The following is a 20871-nucleotide window of genomic DNA, read 5'->3' as shown; positions in this document are numbered from 1 at the left end:
GTCGTGCTGCGAGCCCGACGCGCAACGCACACCTCGATCAGCCTGCTCGCCAGCCTCTCAGCCAACGATCCAGGCGAGCATAGGCTTCGTTCCGCACCGGCTCGCTCGACAGGAACACATCGTGCAGCGCCCCGTCGATGCGATCCACCGTCACCGTCGAGCCCAGTTTCAGCGCGGCCTTCGCCACCTCGTCAACATCGAGCACCGAGTCTGCTCGCGTCAACTCCTCACTCCACTTAAGCGGGATCGCCGTGCGCGCTGAAAGCAGCACCTCAACGGGTTCCGCGATCCCGAGCCCCCGGCTCACCCGAGTATGCCCCTCAAGGATCGCGCGCAACCAGCCCCCGCGCACCGCGTGCGTGCGCTCGGGGCGCCACACCGGATTGACGAGGTCGAGCTCGTCGCGCGGCCCCACCTCACGCTGAGCACGGGTGTAGAAACCGTAGTCAAGCTGCGGGGCCACCTCGTAGGGGTTGGTGCGCGCTCCAAGATTGAGCAGGGGCATGAGCACCTGCCGCCCCGTGCTGGCAAGCTGAAATTCGAGCCACGGGCTGTTGAGCACCAGCGCAGCGGCCTTGCCGGGATGCGCCGCCGCCCACAGGCTGAGCACCAGCCCGCCCGTCGAATGCCCAAACAGCACCAGTGGGCGAGGCTCAGGCTCACCCTCCCCCATCACCTCAAGGGCCGCCTCGATCTCGAGATGATAGTCGTCGAGTCGCTCAACGTAGCCGGGTGTCTGCCCCTCGCGCAGACTGCGACCGTACTTGCGCAGGTCCAGGGCGAAGAAACGCGCGCCTCGGTTCGTCCAGAACGCTGCCAGATCGCGCTGGAAGAAGTAGTCCGACCAGCCATGCACGTAGAGCACGTCGACACCGTCGAGCACACGTTTCCCGTGAAACATTCGCTCCTGCCACGAGCGGCGATCCGGCTTCGCGCGCACAAGTGTCGCGACAAGCGGGCCCTCGTCATCGCTGCCGAGCTCAAGGTCAGTGCACTCGAACCCGGCACCGAGCACGTCCTCACGCCACTGCGCCATGTCGCCAGTCTAGGGCGTGTCTCGCAAATCCTCGCCTCCTGCAGGCACCGAACCGTTGCACCATAGGGGCCGGCTCCGCTCCACAGAGCAGGGCCGCCGGTGCCGGGCCATTCGCAGACAGCCCGGCACCGGCGACCGTATGCGCGCCGATTCGCGGCGCTCAGCCCCGCGAGGTCTCCCGCAGCACGATCCTCGCTGCCTCAGCGCTCGCCTGCACGCGATGCTGCGAACTCTCGTCAACGGTGAGCTGATTGTCGACGGCTCCCACCTCTGCCGAGGCCTCCACGCGGTACGCGCCCTTCGGCAGCTCCAGCACGGCCTTCCCCACGCTCGCCTCAACGTCTACCGAATCGGGCTGATCGCCCGTGAATGCGAGCTGCGCATCCCCCGCCTCGACCACAATGTCGGCCGTGCGAACATCACCAGCGTCGATCTGCGCCTTCCCGCCCGAAACCTCAAGATCGATCGCCGGAGTGCTGCCGCTGTATTTCAGCTTTCCAGCCTCGACACCCGCAGAAAGCTCTGAGAAGTCGCCCTCCGCGGTGAGCGTCGCGGCGCTCACCGTCAGTTCGGCGGCGATCCCGCCATCCTCCGACAGCCACTGCGGCAACACGAGCTTCACGCGTTCCTCGCCAACGTTCGGGCCGAAGTTGGGGCCGTCGAGACGTTCCGCCACGAGCGTGCGGCCTTCGACGTGCATGCTCCACTCCGCACCGCTGCCGCGCGTGGCCGAATACTCGACGGTGAGTTCTGCGTTCTCAACATCTCCGAACGCGAGATCGAAGGTCACCGCTTCAGCGTCCACTCGGAGCGACTGCACCTCATCGACGGGCACCGAAAGGGTGTCGTCGGTCCAAGCGACCTGCGGCTCATTGATGCTGTTGGCGGCAGGACCCGTCGAGCCAACGTCAGTCAAGCTGCTGATTCTCGCCTGGATCGGGCCGAAGACCGATGAGAAGGCGACCGCAAGCAACGCACCGCCACCGACCACCGCGGTCACAATGCTGAGCGTGCGAGCAGTGCTCGTCACGGTTTTAGGGGTCTGCTGGGGGCTGGTCATGAGGATGGTCCCGTCTGTGTGTGGGGTGAAATGTGAGCACTCGAGAAACCGGGCGCCGGTGGAGCGGTGCTTTCGATATGCGCGATTGCGGCAAGCACGCGGCGGTTGCCGCCCTCCTCCGCGTCGAGCCCGAGCTTCTGGAAAATGGCCGTGATGTGCTTCTCGACGCTCGCCTCCGACAGGAAGAGCAGCGCCGCGATGGCCTGGTTGGAACGCCCCTCGGCGAGTGCCGCGAGCACGGTGCGCTCGCGATCGGTGAGGGAGCGCATACGGTCGTCGCGGCTGCGGCGGGTCAGCAACTGCGCGACCACTTCGGGATCGAGCACGGTCGCACCCTGGCCGATCCGCTCCACCGACTCGATGAACTCGCCGACATCGGCGACGCGATCCTTCAGCAGATACCCGAAGGCCCCGCCCTGGCCCGTGATCAGATCGCTCGCGTACCGCTCCTCGACGTACTGCGAGGGCACCAGCACTGCGAGCCCTGGGCGGGCACGCCGCAGTTCCAGGGCCGCGCGGATTCCCTCATCCGTGAATGTCGGCGGCAGGCGCACATCGAGGATGCAGAGATCCGGATCGGTCTCGCCCACTCGCTCCATAAGCCGGCTCGCCTCGGGCAGGGCGGCGACCACCTCGTGGCCACCGTGCTCGAGCAGGCGCACGAGCCCCTCGCGCAGCAGCACGGAATCTTCGCAGATCAGGATGCGCATGGCACACTCACCTCCAGGGTGGTCGGACCGCCCTGCGGGCTGTCGAGTCGAGTGGTGCCGCCCGCGGCGAGCACCCGGTTCATGACGCCGTCGATTCCGCCCCCGGGCAGCACACTGGCTCCCCCGACACCGTTGTCTTCGACGCGCGCCCAGAGAATACCGCCCTCGCGCACCCGCACCACCACGCGGCACTCGCTGGCGCGCGAGTGCTTCGCGGCGTTGGTGAGCGACTCGGCGATCGCGAAGTAGACGGCGGCCTCGGCGGTGCGACTGCAGCGCTCAGGCAAACGCACATCGAGCTGCACTGGCACATGGGATCGCGCTGCGAGCGCGGACAGGGCCGCATCGAGGCCGCGGTCGTCGAGCACGGAGGCGTAGATGCCGCGCGCCAGCTGCCGCAGCTCTGTGATCGCCGCCTTCGTCGAGGTGTGCGCCTCGGCGACAAGCGCCTTCGCAGCCTCTGGGTCCGTGTCGATCTTCTGCTGCGCGAGGCCCAGCGTCATCCCCACCGAGACGAGGCGAGGCTGCACCCCGTCATGCAGATCACGCTCGATGCGCGTGCGCTCGACATCGGCGGCGCGCACCGCCCCCTCGCGCTGCGCAGTGCTCGTACGCACCTGCGCGGTGAGCTCTTCTTCCTTCACATCAGCCCCCAAGATGGCGACCGAGATGAGCCGGTGCAGCAGCGCCAATCCCACGATGCCGACCCCGCACAGCAGAGCGCTCAGCAGGGCAGGCTGCCACCACACTGAGATCGTGCTGAGCACCGAGAACATCGAGTGCACGAAACCCTGCGCGAGCGCAAGCACCGCCACACCCATCACGCTCGCAATGCCGAAGCTCGCGAGTGCACGCCACATACGACCGTCGGCTGACTGCCGCGCAAGCGCCCGCAGCCACGCCTTGAACCCGTGCCCCGTCTGTGGCGTCCACCGCAGCGCGGGGGTTCCCAACTGGTACAGGCCGCTCACGCGCTGCGTCTCGAACCAGGCGATCCCGAACATCGCATACACGAGCCCCACCAGCACCACAGCACCAATACCGAGCACCAGCAGCAGCCCAAGGCCCGTACCGAGCGCGCCGAACAGCAGGCCGATTACCGAGAAGCCGATCAGACCGGCAGCAGCGAGGTGCAGAATCGTCATCACGATGCGCAGCGGCGGGCGGCGCAGCGACTCCTGGGCGGAGGTGAGCGGCGAGGCGGTGCCAGTGGCCGAGGTCCCAGTGGACGCGGTCCCAGTGGCGAGATGCGGGAGTTGCTGAGTGGTGTGCGCATCCGCGATGTGCGGGACCGGCGGCTGCGGGGTCGCAGTGGTCGGCGCCGGTGTCTGCCCGGCTGCCGGCTGCCCCTGAGGCAGCGATGTCTGTGATGTCATGGTGTCTACGCTAGGCCGTGGCCTGCGAGGGGCGACACCGAGAGATCCGGAGAGAACGCTTCCGGTTTTCCCTACCCCCTGTTCTGGGTTCGGCATCCCGGCTTAGGCTGAGGCCATGAACTCCCATGACGCACCTCAAGTCGCCGCGGCTGAGCCGCTTCCGCTGCTCGACGAGATGGGGATCGGGCGGGTGCTCGTGGTGGTGGCGCACCCCGACGACGCCGAGTACGGCACCTCCGCAGCCGTCGCGCACTGGACCTCCCGCGGCATCGAAGTCGGGTATCTGCTGCTCACCGCCGGCGAGGCGGGGATGCAGCGCCCGCCGGAAGAGGCGGGCCCGCTGCGCGCCCGCGAGCAGCGGGCGGCCTGCGACGCGGTGGGTGTGGAGCGGCTTACGATGCTCGATTTCCCTGACGGGGTGCTCGAATACGGGCTGCCGCTGCGCCGCGCGATCGCCCGTGAGATTCGCGCCTTCCGCCCCGATGCTGTGGTGTGCGGATCAGGTCAGCTCGCGGTGGCGTGGGGCTTCGATCACGCGGATCACCGCGCCGCCGGCCTCGCCACCATTGACGCGGTGCGCGACGCCGACAACCGCTGGGTGTTCCCAGAACTGGTGCACGACGAAGACTTGGCACCGTGGGGCGTGCAGCGTCTGCTGCTCACCGGGGCCAGCGCCACCCACTGCGTGCCCGTCGATGCGGAGGCTGAGCGTCGCGCTGTCGCGTCGCTCAGCGCGCACGAGGCGTATCTTGCCGATCTGCCCTGGCATCCCGCACCCCAGGAGCTCATCACCGGCGTGCTTGCCGAGCAGGGGTGTCTCGCTGGCGTGCCGCGCGCGGTCGCCTTCGCCGAGCACCGCCTGCGAGGCTAGTCACGCCGCGGCCGCGCCCATTCGCCCCGCTGCAGTGGCCCACTCCGGGCGCGCATTACAGCGGCCGAATGGGGGATTTCGCACAAGATACCGCCGATCCGCCTGCACCACCCGCCTCTCGAGCCCACTGTGCGGCGGGGCCACCCAGCAGAAGCTCGTGCGCTCAGGTCAGCGGTAGGCGCATCAGCACTCGTGGGAAGCCGTCGAGCATCGAGCGCGTGTCTGCCACTTTCTCGAAGCCCGCCGACTCGAAGAGGCGCCGGGTGCCGACGTAGGCCATGGTGAGGTTCACCCGTTCGCCCCCGTTGTCGAGGGGATAGCCCTCGATCGCGGGGGCGCCGTTCGCGCGGGCGTGGGCGACGGCACCTTCGATGAGCGCGTGCATCACGCCCTGCTTGCGATAGCCGGGCCGCACCCGGAAGCACCATAGCGACCACACGTCGAGGTCGTCGAGGTGAGGGATCAGCCTATTGCGGGCGAAGCTGGTACCGGCTCGCGGGTGCACCGCGGCCCAGCCCACGGGTTCGCCGTCGATGTAGGCGAGCACACCGGGGGGCGGATCTTGCTCGCACAGTTGGCGCACCCTGGCAGAACGAGCCGGCTCACGCAGGGCCACGTTCTCTTTGCTGCCGATACGGTAGCTCAGGCAGAAGCACACGTTCGAGGTGGGCTTTTTCGGACCGACGACCGCGGCGACATCCTCGAAGACCGTTGCCGGTCGAACCTCGATTCCCATGCGAAACAGTATGGACTGCGGGGCGTCGTCGCGGAAGTCCCGCACGGGGCCGGCACGCACACCGAGCCGCAGGGCCCGAAGGCCCGCGGTCAGCGGGCTCCGAGGCGCGCGGCTTTACGATCTTCCGAGTGAGTTCCCTCCCCCGCAGCGCAGACAGCCCAGCGCCCGACCGCCGTGGCGGCGGGTCGCGCCGTCGCGCCGGGGCCGCGATCAGTGCGGCGGCGTTCATTGCGCTGGTGCTGCTGGGATTCGTGCCCGGGATCGTGGGCACCGCTGTCGCGGTGATGCTGCCGTGGCTCTGGATCCCAGCACTCGTGCTGTGCGTCGCCGCGCTGCGGGTGCGCGGCCGCCGCTGGATCGCGGCGGTGCCTGCGCTCACATGGGTGCTCGCTGTGTCGACATCGATCACGTGGCTGCCCGCAGCGATCACGGGTTCTCCCTGGCAGACCGACGGCAATCTTGTCGTTGCGAGCCAGAATGTGCAAGCGAGTTCAGGCACTGCGGATGCGTCGGCGCGGGCACTGCAGCAGCAAGGGGCGGATCTCGTTGCGCTCACCGAGCTCGACGCCGAGTCGCGTGAGCAGGCGATCGCGGAGCTTGCCGGCAGCCATCCCTACTCGTACCTGGTGGGAACGGTGGGTCTGTGGAGCACGCTTCCGATCGCGGAGGCGCCCCCGCTCGATCTCGGTCTGGGCTGGCGGCGGGCCTTGGCCGCGCAGGTGGAGGCTCCCGGCGGGCCCATCGAGGTGTATGTGATTCATGCGGCGTCGTTGCGGCCCGGTTCGCAGTCTGCGCGCGACACGATGCTGCGCGCACTCGGCGACACGATCGCGGCGGATGCGGCGGATCGGGTGATCGCGATCGGTGATTTCAATGCTGCGGCGACGGATCCGGCGCTCGCTGCGATCCGCGCACAGCTCGATGAGCCGCGGCAGGAAGCCGGCGGATTCGGGTTCACCTGGCCGGCTGGGGTTCCGCTGGCGAGGATCGACCACGTGTATCAGCGCGGCTTCGAGGATTCCAGCGCGAAGACGCTGCGCGCCGGGGAGAGCGACCACCTGGCGATTCTCGCCGCGCTCGGGTGAGGCCGGTGCTGGTTCTCGTGCCGTAGCATCGCTTCATGCACACCGCAGATGCTGCCGAGCGCGTGACCTCGCGCGAACTTCTTGCGATGCTCAGGGCGGAGGCCTCAGAGCGGCATCGGCTCAGCGTAGTGCGACTCGGTATTCCTGAGGCTGACAGCATCGGTGTGCCGATACCAGTGATCCGCAGGATCGCGAAGGGTGTGGGGCGCTCGAACCCGCTCGCGCGCGAACTGTGGGCGACGGGGGTGCATGAGGCGCGGCTGCTCGCGGCGCTGGTGTTCGATCCGGCGACGCTGGCCCTCGATGAGGCGAGCGGGCTGCTGGTGGATGTGCGGTCGTGGGATCTCTGCGATCACCTGTGCAATTCGCTCTTTTTGCGCATCGAGGGGTATGGATCGCGCATTCCCGTGTGGGCTGCCGCGGAGCCGACGTACACGAAGCGGGCGGCGTTTGCGCTGATGGCGTCGGCGACGACGCACGAGCGTGCACTGTCGGAGGAGACAGTGGGCGTCTATCTCGACCTCATCGAGCGGCACGCGGGTGATCCGCGATTGCACGTCAAGAAGGCTGTTTCGTGGGCGCTGCGGGAGGTGGGTCAGCGCGATCTGGTGAGCCGGGATCGGGCTGTGGAGGTGGCGCAGCGGCTGGTGGCCGCCGCCGAGCCGCCGCGGGTGTGGGTGGGCCGCGATGCGCTCAGAGATCTGGAGCGGATGCGCTTCGTGGAGGGGAAGCGTCGCTTGGTCGTGGTGCGCGACTGAGGGAGATTGACTATCCCCAAGTTGTGAATAACAACTTCGAGAGCCGCAGCGTCTGTTTTCGCCCTGCGCACGCGAAGATATGTGTCATTTACCCCCTCCCCCGAATCACACCACTGTAATTCATCCCCAGCTGTGGATAACTCTGGGGATAGGTTCCACCGAGATTTTGCCCCCAGCTGGGCCCCCGCAGCCGCAGCTGCGATAGACAGCCAGAGCGGGTAACCCCCAGGGCCACAGACAAACCCTGACCCACAACCCAAAAACCCCGGATCTCGAAAGACCCGGGGTTGTGTGAGTGGTGGATCCTGGGAGAATCGAACTCCCGACATCCTGCTTGCAAAGCAGGCACTCTACCAACTGAGTTAAGGACCCGAAGCCGCTAGGCGACTTCCGCAGCGGGAGATCGAATCGAACTCCTCCGGGCTGAACTTCTGCCCGTCGCTGACCTAGACAACCTTAGCGACTCAGGAAGCGACGCGCAACATGAGCGCGCGTCGCCCCGCCAAATCAACGGAATGTAAGCACCTCGTCGCCCCAGCCCGCCCGCAACTGTCCGTCGAGATCATCGACGCAGCGGTCCTCCCGAGCGATCACCAGCGTGGCGCGCGACTCAAGATCATACGGCCGCCACTCAGCCGCATCCGCAGGCGCAGCGCCCTGCAACACCTCAACCTGCGGCTCTCCCCCGCGCGCGAACGCTGTCCAACGCGCACGCATGCGAGCACCGATCCTGCCAGCCTCACGGCGCCCACCGAGCCGGAACGTGGGATCCTTCGGCCCTCCATCGAGGTTGCCCCACAGGTAGGGCAGCTCGGTGGCGTGCGTGGCACCGAGACCGATCACCCTCAAGAACGGGGTGCTGTAGTCAAAGCGGTAGAACCACACCGGCGCCACCGCGCTGTGCCCCTCCGCAATCCACACGCTCGGCATACGGAAGCCGATATCCCTCGCCACCCCGAGCCCCAGCACGCGATGCCGCACCCCCTCATAGGCCGACATCACCTGCTGCACCGACGGCAACTCCATATCCGGCGCCTCAGCCTGCATATCCGTGAACATCTCCATGATCCGATCCTCAGTAATCGGAATCAGGGGCGACTTCATGAACTTGAACAGCGACGCCTCATCGCGATTCGTGCCGATAATGAGCGGCACCGGATGCCCGCGCCCCTCGCGCAACACCGTAATCGGCGGCTCAGGCAGCAACGAACCGTCAACCACCGGCGCAAACGCCAACCGCCCCGGCGACTCCTGCGGCACAGCCGCATACACAGCGCTGCTCGCACGCACAATCTCATCAACGGGCAGCTCGCGCACCCGGGCAGCATCCGCCGCAGACACCCCCACCTCAGTGAGGAAGCGATCCGCCACCTCCCGCGCCCGCTCCGGCCCATACATGCTCGACGCCGGAGAAGACTGCGCGATCGCGCGATGGAACAACCCCGCCGCAGAAGGCACCGCCAGCAGCGCCGTCACCAAGCCGCCGCCCGCCGACTCCCCGAACACCGTCACCCGCGACGGATCCCCGCCGAACGCGGCAACGTTCTCCTGCACCCAATTGAGCGCGAGCAGCACATCCTTCAGCGCGAGATTGCCGTCGAACGCCTCGGGATCCACCCCCGAAAGATCGAGGAAACCCAGCGCGCCCAGCCTGTAGTTCACGGTGACAAGCACCACACCGCCGTCACGCACCAGCGTGGCACCCTCATACAGTGGCTGCGCCGACGACCCGAACGTGTAAGCCCCGCCATGCAGCCACACCATGACAGGCAGCGCCTCAGCAGACTCAGGTGCCCACACATTGAGGAACAAGCAATCCTCATCGATCACGGCACCATCGCCGAGCGGCACCCCGGGATTGGGGGCCTGAGGTGCCGCCGGGGGTTTGCTCACACATGCCGACGGCTCGGACAGCGCCGGTGCCGCGACAGGATCACGCCACCGCAGCTCGCCCACAGGCGGCAGCGCATACCTGATGCCGCGCCACACCCGCACGCCCGACTCCGCCTCCACGGACCCGATGAACGTGCCAGCACCCGCCTGCGCAATGATCTCCTCGGACATGTGCGCTTCCTTTCGTTGAGACGGCGCAGAGCACCGCAGTTCAGTGGAGCAGTGCGTGCAGCAGGTGCCCAATCTCCGAAGCCGCCAGCAGAAGGAAGAGCACCGACATGATGATCGCATTATGTCCGATGAGCTCAGCCTTCAGCCGCTGCAACGCCGCAGCAATACGCTGCGAGCGGCTGGCCGCGAGCAGCACCAGCACGATCAGCACCAGCGACGCACCCACCGCGAACACCGCGCTCACACCGACAACCGCCACCACAGGCAGATCATGGGCCCCGATCAGCGCACCAGCCTTCAGCGCAAGCGGAATGTTCTTGGCGTTCGTCACACCCATGAGCGCGCCCAGACCCGCGGAGCGCACCGGCGTAAGCGTGTCAGCGACAGCAAGCCACGACGGCGTCTTCGCCGGCTCCCCGTTGCGCGGCCTGCCCAACCAGCTCGTCACCGCAAGCACGAGGAAGCCGAGCGCGAGCACCGCCGTGATCACGAGCACCACAACGTCGTCACCGTCAGAGTGGCCCGCGCCAGCGCGCGACGCCGTCAACCCGCCAAGCAGGGTCCAACCGAACACCACAACCACACTCGCCCCAACAAAGGCGAGGCCGTTCACCCGGCCCCGCGCCGAAAGCAGCAGGGCAACCGCCGCGACAATCGGGAGCGGTGAGATCATGACTCCAACGGCGATGGGGATCAACTGGGTGAGATCGTTCACGGGTTCCGCCTTCTCGCTGGGTAATTCGAACGCTAGCGCGTCGCCCCAAACGGATCTGCGGAATGTGCGGTTGGCACGACTGCCGGCACCGCGAGGCTCGCACGCAACACAACATCACCGCCCCGCTGCCCCAACTCCGCACCGATCAGCGCCACCGGCGCATCCCCGCGCAACGCCGCACCGGCAGGCAGCACACCGGCGCTTACCACCTCCACGTCGAGCCGCACTCCGGCCGCCGTCTGCACCCGCGTCACCGACACCCGCACCTGAGGCGCTGCAGCGTGCTTCACCGCATTCACCAGCCCCTCGGTCACCACCTCGGCCGCACCCGCCGCCGCACCGGGGGCGGCTTCCAGCAGCTCGCGCGCTTCAGGCGAAATCTCGTGCATGAGCGGAACCACGCGAGCCCAGTCGTGCAGCACTGCATCGAGCGGCGCGGCACCCGAGTGAACCGCAGGCACCACAGCGGCCCCGAGTGGTGCCAGCGCCTCACGCAACTCCAGCAACGTCGCTTCAGCAGGCTCACCCCCAACACTCGCGAGCATCCGCACGCAGGCCGCCTGTACCGCGCCGTGCAAGCGTCGACTCGTCGCCTCCGCCACGCGATGTGCCTCAGCATTCGCCGCAGCAAGCGAACGCTGCCGCTCGCGCACCATCGTCTCGAGTCGGCGCCCGTCGAGCCCCAACCCGTGCACCAGACCCGTGCAGCGGCACAGCACCAGGGCCACGAGCGGCAGCGCCAGCGCAGAAACCCAGGCGTAGCGCAGGGGTGCACCACTGCCCAGCAGCACGAGCAACGCGAGCACCACGCCCGCCACGCTCCAGAGCGCGAGCAGCACCGCCACCCTGTTGACGGCGCGGATCCGCCGCCTGCGCACCGCAACGTCGATCGCGAGCCCACCCCCGATCAGCAGCAGGCATGACACCGCGAGGGTCGCGGGCGGCAGCTGCCGCACCGCGTAGGGCAGCACCAGCAGGGCCCATAGCGCGCTCACCGCGCCGACTGGCGGCACCCGCAGCATCGCACCCGGCAAGCGCCCGCCGCCCCGGGGCGTCGCATCGGCCGGGTGCGGATCGGCTCGCCGGTTCCGCGCCGCCTCCGCCTGCTGCGCAAAACGGTGCGACCACTCCCGCACGCGCTGCGAGAAGCGCGCCACAGCCTCGCCTCGCTCGGGGTCGAGATGCGCAGCCTCGCTGACGAGCTCGCCCCGGCACTCCTCCACCAGACGCTGCACTGCCCGCGCCCGCTCGGCGCCCTCGTGCTCAATGCTCGCAAAATCGGCAGCGAGCACGGCGAGGCGACGGTTGGCGATCCGTCTCTCCCTCACCGTCTCAGCAAGCAGCGCAAGCACCGACAGCACCGCCCACCAGACCACTAGGTTCGTGGCGACCCGAAACGGCAGCCACTCAGGCGGCGCCGCAATCGCGCCCACCATGCCGCACAACGCATCGAGCAGCAGCGGGCGCGTGCCCGCCAGCACCGTGACCACGACAGCCACCGCAACCGCCCTGCCTGTCGGATGCGCCCACCGGGCCACCCACCGCGCAAGCGGCCACAGCACCGCCACCGCGACCACCCACGACGCTGCCGAGACCACGAACAATGCACCGGGGCGGCCACCATCCGAGCCGAAATAGGCACCCATCACCGTGACCGCCACCGGCAGGGTGCCCCACAACGACCACCGTGAGAGGAAGCGACGGCCACGCAGCACCGACCACCACGTTTGGGCCAGCCGTGTCACCTCACGGGCCCGAACTCGGCAAGGTATTGAGCCGCAGCCGCCACCCGCGCATTCACTCCGCGATCCCCCGACACCTCGAGTCGCTCGAAGATGCGGCTCACCGAACGTTCAACGGCCCGCAGCCCTGCCCCCGACTGCTCGGCGATCTGCTCGTTCGACCAGCCGCGCGCCACCATGCTCAGCACCCGCAGCTGGTGCCGAGTGAGCGATCCGATACCGTTGCCGCCACCAGCCTTCGCAGCCCCAGAAACAGCATCAGCACCAGCCCCCGGGCCATCGCCAAAGACGTCACCCGCGCTGCTCCCCAGGGCCCCCTCGACGGCCGCCACCAGCTCATCGGCTGAACCGATCGCCGCCTTACTCAGAAACACCGCATCGGCGAGCCCAAAGGGCTGCGCGCGCGCGGCAGCCCGAGGGTAACTCGATAGGAACACGACCCCCAAGTGCGGGGCGCGAGCGCGAAGAATCTCTGCCAGCTCAGCACCATCGGGTCGCGCTCCGAGATCGATGTCGGCCACCAGCACATCAGGGTCGAAGGCATCGAACGCTGCCAGTGCTTCAACGCCCGTGGCGGCGCTGCACACCTCGAAGCCGCGCTGCTCGAACAGCTCCCGCGTCAGGGTACGCAGCACCGCCTGGTCTTCAACCAACAACACACGACGAGCCCACCCCGGTTCCATGGCATCACGCTACCGCGGACGGGGCCTCGCATCACGACACCGCGCGCTGTCGGCTCAGCTTCGACGGCCACCACACTGCCGGCCCGATGTCGTACATCAGCGCCGGCACGAGCAGCGCCCGCACGATGAAGGTGTCGAGCAGCACACCGAAGGCGACGATGAACGAGATCTGGGCGAGGAACAGGATCGGGATCACAGAAAGCGCGGCGAAGGTCGCCGCGAGCACGAGGCCCGCCGAGGTGATCACGCCGCCCGTCACCGATAGACCGCGAATGATGCCCTCGCGGGTGCCGTGCTGCAGCGATTCTTCGCGGATCCGGGTCGCAAGGAAGATGTTGTAATCGATGCCGAGCGCCACCAAGAACACGAAGCCGTAGAGCGGCACCGCCGGATCCGCCCCCGGGAAGTCAAAGACGAAATCGAACACCAGAGCCGACACCCCGAGCGCCGTGCCGAAGGACACCACGGTGGTGAGCACCAGCAGCACCGGTGCCAGCACCGAGCGCAGCAGCAGCATGAGAATCACCAGAATCACCAGCAGCACGATCGGGATGATGAGCGTGCGGTCGTGGATCGACGCGTCGTTCGTGTCGATCGCCGTCGCCGTGACACCGCCGACGAGTGCCTGAGTGCCGTCGGTGGCGAAGGTTGTGCGCAGCTCGCGCACCGTCTGCTCCGCTGCCGCCGAATCTGCGGCGTCAGTGAGGGTGCCCTGCAGCAGCACGTCTCCGCCTGCGACGGTGGGCTGGGGTGCGGGAGTGCCGGGCGGGCCGAAGGCGGTGATGCCGTCGGCGGTGACCGGCGCGGTGCCCGAGGGCGAGTCGGCGCTGAGCACCGTCACACCGTCGACACCCGAGCTGCCGAGCAGCACATCTGCCGCGGCCTGCAACTGGTCCTCGGCCACCAGCACTGACACAGGGCTGCCCGATCCGCCGGGGAAATGCTCGCCCAGCGCGATCTGGCCGTCGCGCGCTTCAGAGGCGCCCAGCACGAGGTCTGACTGCGGCACACCCTGTGCCTGCAGTTGCGTCACCCCCATCGCGCCGATCAGGAGCACCACCGCAGTGGTGACCCAGATGGCGCGCGGCCGCTTGCGGATGAACACGCCCAAGCGGTGCCAAAGCCCCCGAGAGGGTACTCCGCCCTCGGCTGCCACCACCTCGGGCTCGTACTTCGGCCGACGCGGCCAGAACGCTGCCCGCCCGAAGGCGAACAGGATCGACGGGAGCAGCGTCAGCGCCGAAAGCATCGCAAACACGATGCCGATCGATGCGACAGGGCCCAGCGAACTATTCGACTTCAGATCGCTGAACAGCAGGCAGAGCAGACCTGCGATAACCGTGCCGCCAGAGGCCAGAATTGGTTCAAACGACCCGCGGATCGCGCGCATCGTCGCCGTCCACTTGTCGTGCTGCACGCGCAGCTCCTCGCGATACCGCGACACGTAGAGCAGGGAGTAGTCGGTTGCGGCGCCGATCACCAGGATGAAGAGAATGCCCTGCGTCTGCCCACTGAGCAGCAGCACGCCGGCCTTCGCAAGCCACCACACCGTGAGCAGCGCCACGGTCAGCGCGAACAGGCTGGTGGCGAGCACGGCGATCGGCAGCAGGAAGGAGCGGTAGACGATGATCAGGATGATGAACACCGCAATCAGGGCGACGAGCAGCAGAATGCCATCGATGCCGGAGAACGCCTCGACCAGGTCGGCCGTGAACCCCGCTGGCCCTGTCACGAACGATTCGACGCCCTGGGGAATATCGGCGCGCAGTTGCGCCGATATCTCGGAAACGACATTGCCGACCTCGGAGGTGCTGTCGATGGGCACGAACACCTCGACCGCGAGACCGTCTTCCGACGGGATCAACGGCGAGGCGTCGGGCAGCACCCCTGTGATCTTCGTGAGATCGTCGACCGCGGTCTGCAACTGCTCGACTTCGCTGTCGCTGAGTTTCTGCGAGGCGGTGAACACGATAACCGCCGGAATGGCGTTCTGCTCACTGAAATCACCCAACCGCTCCTGCACGCGCGTCGCATCGGCAGACGCCGGCAGATAGGAGGTTTGATCGTTCGACGACACCTCGCTCACCTTGCCGAAGTAGGGGCCGCCAATCCCCGCCCCGGCGAACCAGACAAGAATCAGCACCGCCGGCAGCAGAATCCTGAGCCAGCGCGGCACGCGGCTGCGCTGCGGGGTTGAGGGTGCGGTGGGCGCTGCGTGGCGCCGCGATGACTCGTTCATGATGAGACGCTCCAGAACAGGATCAGGATCAGAGTGACGAGAAACCCAGAAAGGTAGTTGAGCCAGATAAACCGGCGCCACGCGCGATTACTGCGCGCGGAATCCGCATCGGTGACACGCACGAAGGGGGCACAATTCAGAAGGTAAAGGAGCGCGATCACCGCGGCCAGAGGGCCGGGCCACGGCACCGCCAGCATGAGCAATCCCGCGACGAGCCACATCACCAGGGCGAGCCTCACCGTGCGCGCCGCACCGAAGGCCGTGGCGATGGAGCCGATACCGGCCTCACGATCCGGCACAATATCCTGCACCGCACCGAAGGCGTGCGCCGCGACCCCCCAAATGAAGAACGCTGCCAGGGTGAGCACCAGGCCGGCATCGACGCGCGCGCCAGCGAGCGCAAGCCCCACCACAGCCGGTGTCACGAAGTGCGCGCTCGAGGTGAGCGAGTCGAGCACCGGGCGCTCCTTGAACCGTAAACGCGGAGCCGAGTAGGCCACCAGCGCGAAGGTGCTCACCGCGATCGCAAGCGCAGAAGCTGGGGTGCCTGCGGCGAGGAGCACGATCAGGAACGGCACATTGCTCGCGAGCGCAAGCCACAGCAGCGGCCTGTGGAACTCTGGCGGTAGCAACGCGCCTTCGATGCCGCCCTTGCGAGGGTTCTGCACGTCTGAGGCGTAGTCGAAGACATCATTGATGCCGTACATCGCCAGGTTGTAGGGCACCAGGTAGTAGAGCGTTCCCACAACAAGCAGCCAGTCGATTTCGCGTGTGGTCAGCAGCATTGCCGCCGCGAACGGAAACGCGGTGTTGACCCAACTGACCGGCCGGGAAGCCACCCACGCGTGCCGCAGCAGAGCGCCGGCCGACACGGCCTGTCGCCGAGTCAGCAACACCCACAGCGCCGGCAGCGCAACCGCCACAGCGAGGGGGTACGCAAAATCCTCCACCGGCGCGAGCCCCACGCGCACCCCAGACACCAGCCCATCCTCGTAGGTGAACAGCCCGGCAGCAATCATCAGCGTGTCGAACACCGCGGTGAGCACCAACAGCGCAACCCCCGCAATCGCCACCGCACCCCACACCGGACGGGCCGGCCCCGCGGCACGCGCAAACAGCACCCCGCCGAGCACCGCCACCGCAAGAAAACCGGCTGAGAGCAGCGCGTACGTCATGACGCCCTCCGCTCAGCTCGATGCGCGATCAGCCGCGCAGCCCCCGTGTACAGCACCATGGTGCAGAGCACTAGGAAGACCAAGAACACGGGCTCCTCAAGCGGCAACTCGGGTGCGAGCACGACACCGGAGGCGATCCCGGATCCGCCCCGCAAGAAAATGCCCGCCGCAATGCCCGCCGCATCCCAGAGCAGCAGAAACGCGGTGCCCGCGAGCGTCACAAGAGTGGCCGCCGCCGCATCACGCCAGAAGAACAGCCGAAAGCGGTAATCGATGAGCAGCATGCACCCAATGCCGGCGAGCAGGCAGGCGAGGTAGACGAACGAGATCATCGCGCGGCCTCAGAGCGCAGCGGCGCAGCCGCCATGCGCGGCACCGTCGGACCCGCCGAGTGATCGCCCCTGATGCGCTTCAGCACCAACTCGGCGCTGATCAGGCACATCGGCACCCCCACCCCAGGAGCCGTTGTGGCGCCGGCGTAGAACAAGCCCTGCACCCGCTTCGACGCATTCTGGGCGCGGAACATCGCACTCTGACGCAGCACATGAGCCGGGCCGAGCATGCCGCCCTGCCAGGAGTGATACTGCTCGGCAAAATCGGCGGGGCCGATCGTGCGCCGCACCACGATCCGCTCCCGCAGATCAGGGATCCCAGCCCACTCCTCGATCTGGCGGATCGCGGCATCCGCAGCACGTTCCACCAGCGGATCGCCTGCGCCGTCTGCTCCCCCAGCACCGATCTGCTCATCGGCGGGCACGGGAATCAGCACGAACAGATTCTCGTACCCCTCCGGCGCTACTTCGCTGTCGGTCGCACTCGGCCGGCACACATAGATCGATGCGGGATCGGGCACACTCGGCTGCTCACCGAAAATAGCCCGGAAATTGGCCTGCCAGTCACGCGTGAAGAACAACGAGTGATGCTCCAGCTGCGGCAGCTCGCCACGCACCCCGAGCAGCACGAGCACAGCGCCCGGCCCGCTCTCCAGACGGTCCCACCACGGCTCCGGGTAGCTGCGCAGCTCGGGCGGCAGCAACGCCGTCTCGGTATGGTGCAGATCCGCACCGGACACCACGAAATTGGCGTGCTCGACATGTTCGACACCGGCAGCATCGACCCAGCGCACCCCGCTCGCCACCGCGCCCTCTCGAGAGCTGCGCGTCAGAATCTCAGTGGCTTGCGCCTCCGTCACGATCTCCACACCCGCGTCGCGCGCCAACTGCTCGATGCACTCGACCAGCCGCCAGAATCCGCCCATCGGATACTGCACACCCTCATCAAGATCGAGTGCGCTCATCAGGTGGTACATCGCGGGAGCGCGGTCAGGATCAGTGCCGAGAAACACCGCCGGATAGCCGAGCACCTGGCGCAGCATGGGGTCGGCGAAACGCTTCCCTGCGAATCGTGCGAGCGAGGTGCCCAGCAGGCTGACCAGCCGCGGTGCAGCTCGCAGCACCTCGGGGGCGAACAGCGAACGCCACCGAGTGAACGGGTTGTACAGAAAATATCGCTCCGCCATCTCCGAGGCGTGAGCTGCGGAGTCGAGGTACCGGCTCAGGCGGCGGCCGCTCCCCGGCTCGCGCTCTTCGAAGACCGCCTCCACGCGATCGCGCCCATACGGTACCGTCATCTCCGGCACCGAACCGTCGACAGCGGGCTCGCCGAACACCCGGTATCCGGGGTCGAGGGTGCGCAGATCAAGCTGCTCCTCCGCGCTCGTTCCGAGCAGTTCGAAGAAGTGCTCGAAGACGCGCGGCATGAGATACCAAGACGGCCCCGTATCGAAACGGAAGCCATCGATCTCCATGCTTCCGGCGCGGCCACCGATGTCTGCCCGCTGCTCCAGCAAGCGCACCCGATGCCCCTCTCGGGCGAGCAGCGCAGCGGTCGCCAAACCGGCGACACCGCCCCCAATAACAATCGTGCGTGTCATGCGAGACCCACCCTCCGTGCCGACACCAACGCCCGCAATGCGAGCCACACCTTCACAGGATTCGACACCCGAGCGCGTCGCTCGCGGAGCCCATCAGCAGGAGTACGCTCCAACTGGTCGGTCAGCTTCGCAAAGAACCGCAGAGCGCACCCTACAGCGCCCCGCGCGTCACCGGGCAACAACGGGAGCACTGCTTCGGCGTCGGTGAGTTGACGGCGGATCGTGAGGATCCACCGCTGCTGCTGTTCGGGAGTCAGCTCAACTTCGGCACCCAAATAGCCTCGCCCCAGGCGCTCGGTGTCGTCGCCCAGATCTCGCAGGAAGTTGACGTTCTGGAACGCAGCACCCAACTGCCGTGCCCCATAATCCAGGCGGCGCAGCTGATCCTCGCTGCGCGCCTCCCCACGCATGAACACCCGCAGGCACATCAGGCCCACCACCTCTGCCGAGCCGTGCACATACACGGCGTGTTCCGCCTGGTCGAAGGCTCGAATACCGGCGGGGCTCGCGGTGGCATGTGCGCCCGCTACGGGCTCGGCCGCGACTTCGGATGCGGGCTCTGAGGCTGGCTCTGATGCACCGTCTGCGGGCAGATCCATCCGCATCGAAGCGAAGAAGGGTCGTGTGAGTTCGGGGCCGATATCGGCCTCGCGGGCCGTGCGAGCAAAGGCGTGCACCACCGGGTTGCTGCTGTAGCCGGAACGCATCGCCGCCTCGGTCTCCTGTTCCAGAGCGTCCAACTGTTGGCGCTGCTCAGCAGCCCCCATGCCCACCTGCGCGGCCACCCCGTCGACGAGTTCATCGGCTACCCGCACCAGGGCGTACAAATTGCGCACGTGACGCCTGTGTCGCGCACCGAGCAGCGCCGTCGCCGTGCCGAACGATGTCGAGTACGCCGAGATGATCCGCCCCGCCGCATCTTCGCAGGCGATGCTGTAGCGCTCAAGCGAGCTGAGTGTGTCCGTGCTGGCCATTACACCCGCCTTCCGTCCAGGGAATCGATGATGCCGATCAGGAAACCGCGCAGTGCCGCGGGCATCGCTGTGGCCTCGCGCGAGGTGATCTCGACTGCGGCGCGAATGCGTTCGTCGACGATCGAACGCACGAATCCTTCCGCCCCGCACTCCACGAGGAGCGTGCGGATGGCCTCGGCGTCTGCCTCGCAGAAGTCTGGTGACCCCAGCAGTGGTTCGATGTTGGGCCACGCCCCTGTCATGCGCGCATAGGCGATGATCGCCGTTTCCTTGCCCTCGCGGAAGTCGGAGAACACGTCTTTGCCGTGCTCTCGGCTGTCTCCGAACGCGCAGAGCAAATCGTCCTGCAGTTGGAACGCCACACCAAGGTGCCGGGCGACCTCCCCCAGCGCATCTTCCAGCCGCGGAGGCGCACCGGCGAGCACGGCTGCGGCGCGCAGCGGGAATTCGAAGGTGTAGGTCGCTGTCTTCAGGCGGCTCATCTCGAGCACCGTGTTGAGATCGGAGGGGATGATGCGATCGCCGAGCCCGATATCAGAGTGCTCTCCGACAACCGACTCGGTCGTCGTGCGCCGCAGCAGATCGAGGAGCCTGCGACGCGTGCTATCTGCGAGGGGTTCCCTCGCGAACACCTGGTGCACCTCGGAGAGCATGAGGTCGCCGAGGAGGATGCCGCTGCTACGCGCCCAGTGGAGGGCGCGCGCGTCTGCAACCTCTTCGCCGCGTGCGAGATCCGCTTCGTGCAGCAGCCGTCCGATGACATTGGGTGCGCCGCGGCGCGTGAGATCTTCGTCGATCACGTCGTCGTGGAGCAGGAAGGCGAAGTGCAGGAGTTCGATGGCGGCGGCGATGCGGAGTGCGGCACGGCGGTCGGCCACGTTGTCGGAGGGCGGATCGGTGATTGCGGCGTAGGCACCCATGAGCAGTCTGGGCCGCAGCATCTTGCCACCGAGCAGGCACTCGGAGCCAAGGTCCCAGAGGTGGCCGAAGTGGGGGCCGAGCGACGCGGTGCTGGCTTTGCCGATGTCGAGCAGTTCTCGGAGTTGCTGTTCGATTTCAGCGGTGACAAGGTCGGCGCTGCGTTGTTCTTGCACGGTGTCAGCCATGGCTCTGCGCTCCGGAGAATTCAGCGACGCTTGCGAGCGCGGGGAGTTGCTCCCTGAGCCAGGGGCTGAAGATGAACGGTGTGCTCTGCAGGGAGCGGATCGCGTCGTCGGGTTCGACCCACGCCCACTCTGCAACCTCATCGGGTTCGGGGAGCACTGGGCCGTGTGCCACAGCCGTGTAGACGGGGCAGATCTCATTTTCGACAATGCCATTGGCGTCTACGGCGCGGTAGCGGAAGTCGGGCAGCTGCAGTTCGACGCGCTCGACCTCAACATTGAGTTCTTGGAAGGCGCGTCGGTGCAGGGCGCTTTCGATATCTTCGCCCGGGCCGGGGTGCCCGCAGAAGCTGTTGGTCCAGACACCGGGCCAGGTGCGCTTGGTGAGTGCCCGTCGTGTGAGGAGCAGGCGGCCGCTGTCGTCGAGGAGATAGCAGGAGAACGCCAGGTGCAGTGGTGTCTCTGCTGTGTGCACCTCGCTCTTGGGTGCGGATCCTGTGGCGGATCCGTCTTCTCCCATCAGCACAACGAGTTCGATCTGACTCATGCGATTCTCCTCTTGAGCGAGTAAAGTATCTCGAAGATCATTATTGCTCGTTAGAGATATTACA

The 20871-nt window shown here is 67.2% G+C and carries 19 protein-coding genes and 1 tRNA gene; 3 read left to right on the top strand and 17 right to left on the bottom strand.

Translation table 11 applies throughout. From position 1 onward, the window contains the following. Positions 1 to 37: 37 nt before the first annotated feature. From WFL22_RS07825 to WFL22_RS07810, 4 genes are all read right to left on the bottom strand, one after another. Positions 38 to 1036 carry an alpha/beta hydrolase gene (locus WFL22_RS07825; RefSeq protein ID WP_336992163.1) on the bottom strand — a complete coding sequence of 333 codons (999 nt, stop codon included), beginning with the start codon at positions 1034 to 1036 and terminating at the stop codon, positions 38 to 40. A 160-nt stretch (positions 1037 to 1196) separates the two neighbouring features. Next, the gene (locus tag WFL22_RS07820; RefSeq protein ID WP_336992162.1) at positions 1197 to 2096 is read right to left on the bottom strand and encodes a hypothetical protein; all 900 of its coding nucleotides are present in this window, start codon (positions 2094 to 2096) and stop codon (positions 1197 to 1199) included. Beyond that, complete coding sequence (locus WFL22_RS07815; RefSeq protein WP_336992161.1) at positions 2093 to 2806, bottom strand: response regulator transcription factor; 714 nt, start codon at positions 2804 to 2806, stop codon at positions 2093 to 2095. The genes WFL22_RS07820 and WFL22_RS07815 overlap by 4 nt, the downstream gene beginning before the upstream one ends. Beyond that, the gene (locus WFL22_RS07810; RefSeq protein ID WP_336992159.1) at positions 2794 to 4182 is read right to left on the bottom strand and encodes a sensor histidine kinase; all 1389 of its coding nucleotides are present in this window, start codon (positions 4180 to 4182) and stop codon (positions 2794 to 2796) included. The genes WFL22_RS07815 and WFL22_RS07810 overlap by 13 nt, the downstream gene beginning before the upstream one ends. 115 nt (positions 4183 to 4297) lie before the next feature. On the opposite strand from WFL22_RS07810, the gene WFL22_RS07805 reads away from it, so the two are divergent. Continuing rightward, positions 4298 to 5053 carry a PIG-L deacetylase family protein gene (locus tag WFL22_RS07805; RefSeq protein WP_336992158.1) on the top strand — a complete coding sequence of 252 codons (756 nt, stop codon included), beginning with the start codon at positions 4298 to 4300 and terminating at the stop codon, positions 5051 to 5053. A gap of 163 nt (positions 5054 to 5216) precedes the next feature. Here the strand turns inward: WFL22_RS07805 and WFL22_RS07800 are convergent, their stop codons facing one another. After that, entirely contained in the window at positions 5217 to 5789 is a 573-nt protein-coding gene (locus WFL22_RS07800) for a GNAT family N-acetyltransferase (protein WP_336992157.1), read from the bottom strand. Positions 5790 to 5917: 128 nt separating this feature from the next. On the opposite strand from WFL22_RS07800, the gene WFL22_RS07795 reads away from it, so the two are divergent. Beyond that, positions 5918 to 6874 carry an endonuclease/exonuclease/phosphatase family protein gene (locus tag WFL22_RS07795; protein WP_336992155.1) on the top strand — a complete coding sequence of 319 codons (957 nt, stop codon included), beginning with the start codon at positions 5918 to 5920 and terminating at the stop codon, positions 6872 to 6874. A gap of 35 nt (positions 6875 to 6909) precedes the next feature. Beyond that, positions 6910 to 7632, top strand: coding sequence for a DNA alkylation repair protein (locus tag WFL22_RS07790; protein ID WP_336992154.1), 723 nt, complete (start codon positions 6910 to 6912; stop codon positions 7630 to 7632). 296 nt (positions 7633 to 7928) lie between these two features. On the opposite strand, the gene WFL22_RS07785 is transcribed toward WFL22_RS07790, so the two are convergent. From WFL22_RS07785 to idi, 12 genes are all read right to left on the bottom strand, one after another. Next, positions 7929 to 8004: transfer RNA gene (locus WFL22_RS07785), tRNA-Ala, on the bottom strand. 135 nt (positions 8005 to 8139) lie between these two features. Then, on the bottom strand, positions 8140 to 9696 hold the full coding sequence (locus tag WFL22_RS07780; RefSeq protein WP_336992153.1) for a carboxylesterase/lipase family protein: 1557 nt from the start codon (positions 9694 to 9696) through the stop codon (positions 8140 to 8142). A gap of 40 nt (positions 9697 to 9736) precedes the next feature. Further along, positions 9737 to 10411, bottom strand: a complete 675-nt coding sequence (locus tag WFL22_RS07775; RefSeq protein ID WP_336992152.1) for a GAP family protein — start codon at positions 10409 to 10411, stop codon at positions 9737 to 9739. A gap of 32 nt (positions 10412 to 10443) precedes the next feature. Continuing rightward, the gene (locus WFL22_RS07770; protein ID WP_336992150.1) at positions 10444 to 12126 is read right to left on the bottom strand and encodes a hypothetical protein; all 1683 of its coding nucleotides are present in this window, start codon (positions 12124 to 12126) and stop codon (positions 10444 to 10446) included. Between the two features lie 26 nt (positions 12127 to 12152). Further along, entirely contained in the window at positions 12153 to 12836 is a 684-nt protein-coding gene (locus WFL22_RS07765; RefSeq protein WP_336992148.1) for a response regulator transcription factor, read from the bottom strand. Positions 12837 to 12867: 31 nt separating this feature from the next. Further along, positions 12868 to 15075, bottom strand: coding sequence for an MMPL family transporter (locus WFL22_RS07760; protein ID WP_336652471.1), 2208 nt, complete (start codon positions 15073 to 15075; stop codon positions 12868 to 12870). Beyond that, positions 15072 to 16250 (bottom strand): prenyltransferase, encoded by a 1179-nt coding sequence (locus tag WFL22_RS07755; RefSeq protein WP_336992147.1) that lies wholly within the window; start codon positions 16248 to 16250, stop codon positions 15072 to 15074. Before WFL22_RS07755 ends, WFL22_RS07760 begins: the two co-directional genes overlap by 4 nt. Then, positions 16247 to 16582 (bottom strand): lycopene cyclase domain-containing protein, encoded by a 336-nt coding sequence (locus tag WFL22_RS07750; protein ID WP_442918544.1) that lies wholly within the window; start codon positions 16580 to 16582, stop codon positions 16247 to 16249. Before WFL22_RS07750 ends, WFL22_RS07755 begins: the two co-directional genes overlap by 4 nt. Further along, the gene (gene crtI / locus WFL22_RS07745; protein WP_336652473.1) at positions 16579 to 18183 is read right to left on the bottom strand and encodes a phytoene desaturase family protein; all 1605 of its coding nucleotides are present in this window, start codon (positions 18181 to 18183) and stop codon (positions 16579 to 16581) included. The genes WFL22_RS07750 and crtI overlap by 4 nt, the downstream gene beginning before the upstream one ends. After that, the gene (locus WFL22_RS07740) at positions 18180 to 19157 is read right to left on the bottom strand and encodes a phytoene/squalene synthase family protein (RefSeq protein WP_336652474.1); all 978 of its coding nucleotides are present in this window, start codon (positions 19155 to 19157) and stop codon (positions 18180 to 18182) included. The genes crtI and WFL22_RS07740 overlap by 4 nt, the downstream gene beginning before the upstream one ends. Next, entirely contained in the window at positions 19157 to 20263 is a 1107-nt protein-coding gene (locus tag WFL22_RS07735) for a polyprenyl synthetase family protein (RefSeq protein WP_336992145.1), read from the bottom strand. Before WFL22_RS07735 ends, WFL22_RS07740 begins: the two co-directional genes overlap by 1 nt. Then, a complete protein-coding gene (gene idi, locus WFL22_RS07730) occupies positions 20256 to 20807 on the bottom strand; it encodes an isopentenyl-diphosphate Delta-isomerase (protein WP_336992144.1) in 552 nt (183 codons plus the stop codon). Before idi ends, WFL22_RS07735 begins: the two co-directional genes overlap by 8 nt. Between the last annotated feature and the right edge of the window lie 64 nt (positions 20808 to 20871).

It is taken from the genome of Leucobacter sp. VD1, assembly GCF_037150695.1.
Taxonomy (GTDB): Bacteria; Actinomycetota; Actinomycetes; order Actinomycetales; family Microbacteriaceae; genus Leucobacter.
Note: the sequence above shows the minus strand (reverse complement) of the source record. Positions and strands in the feature narration are given on the sequence as shown.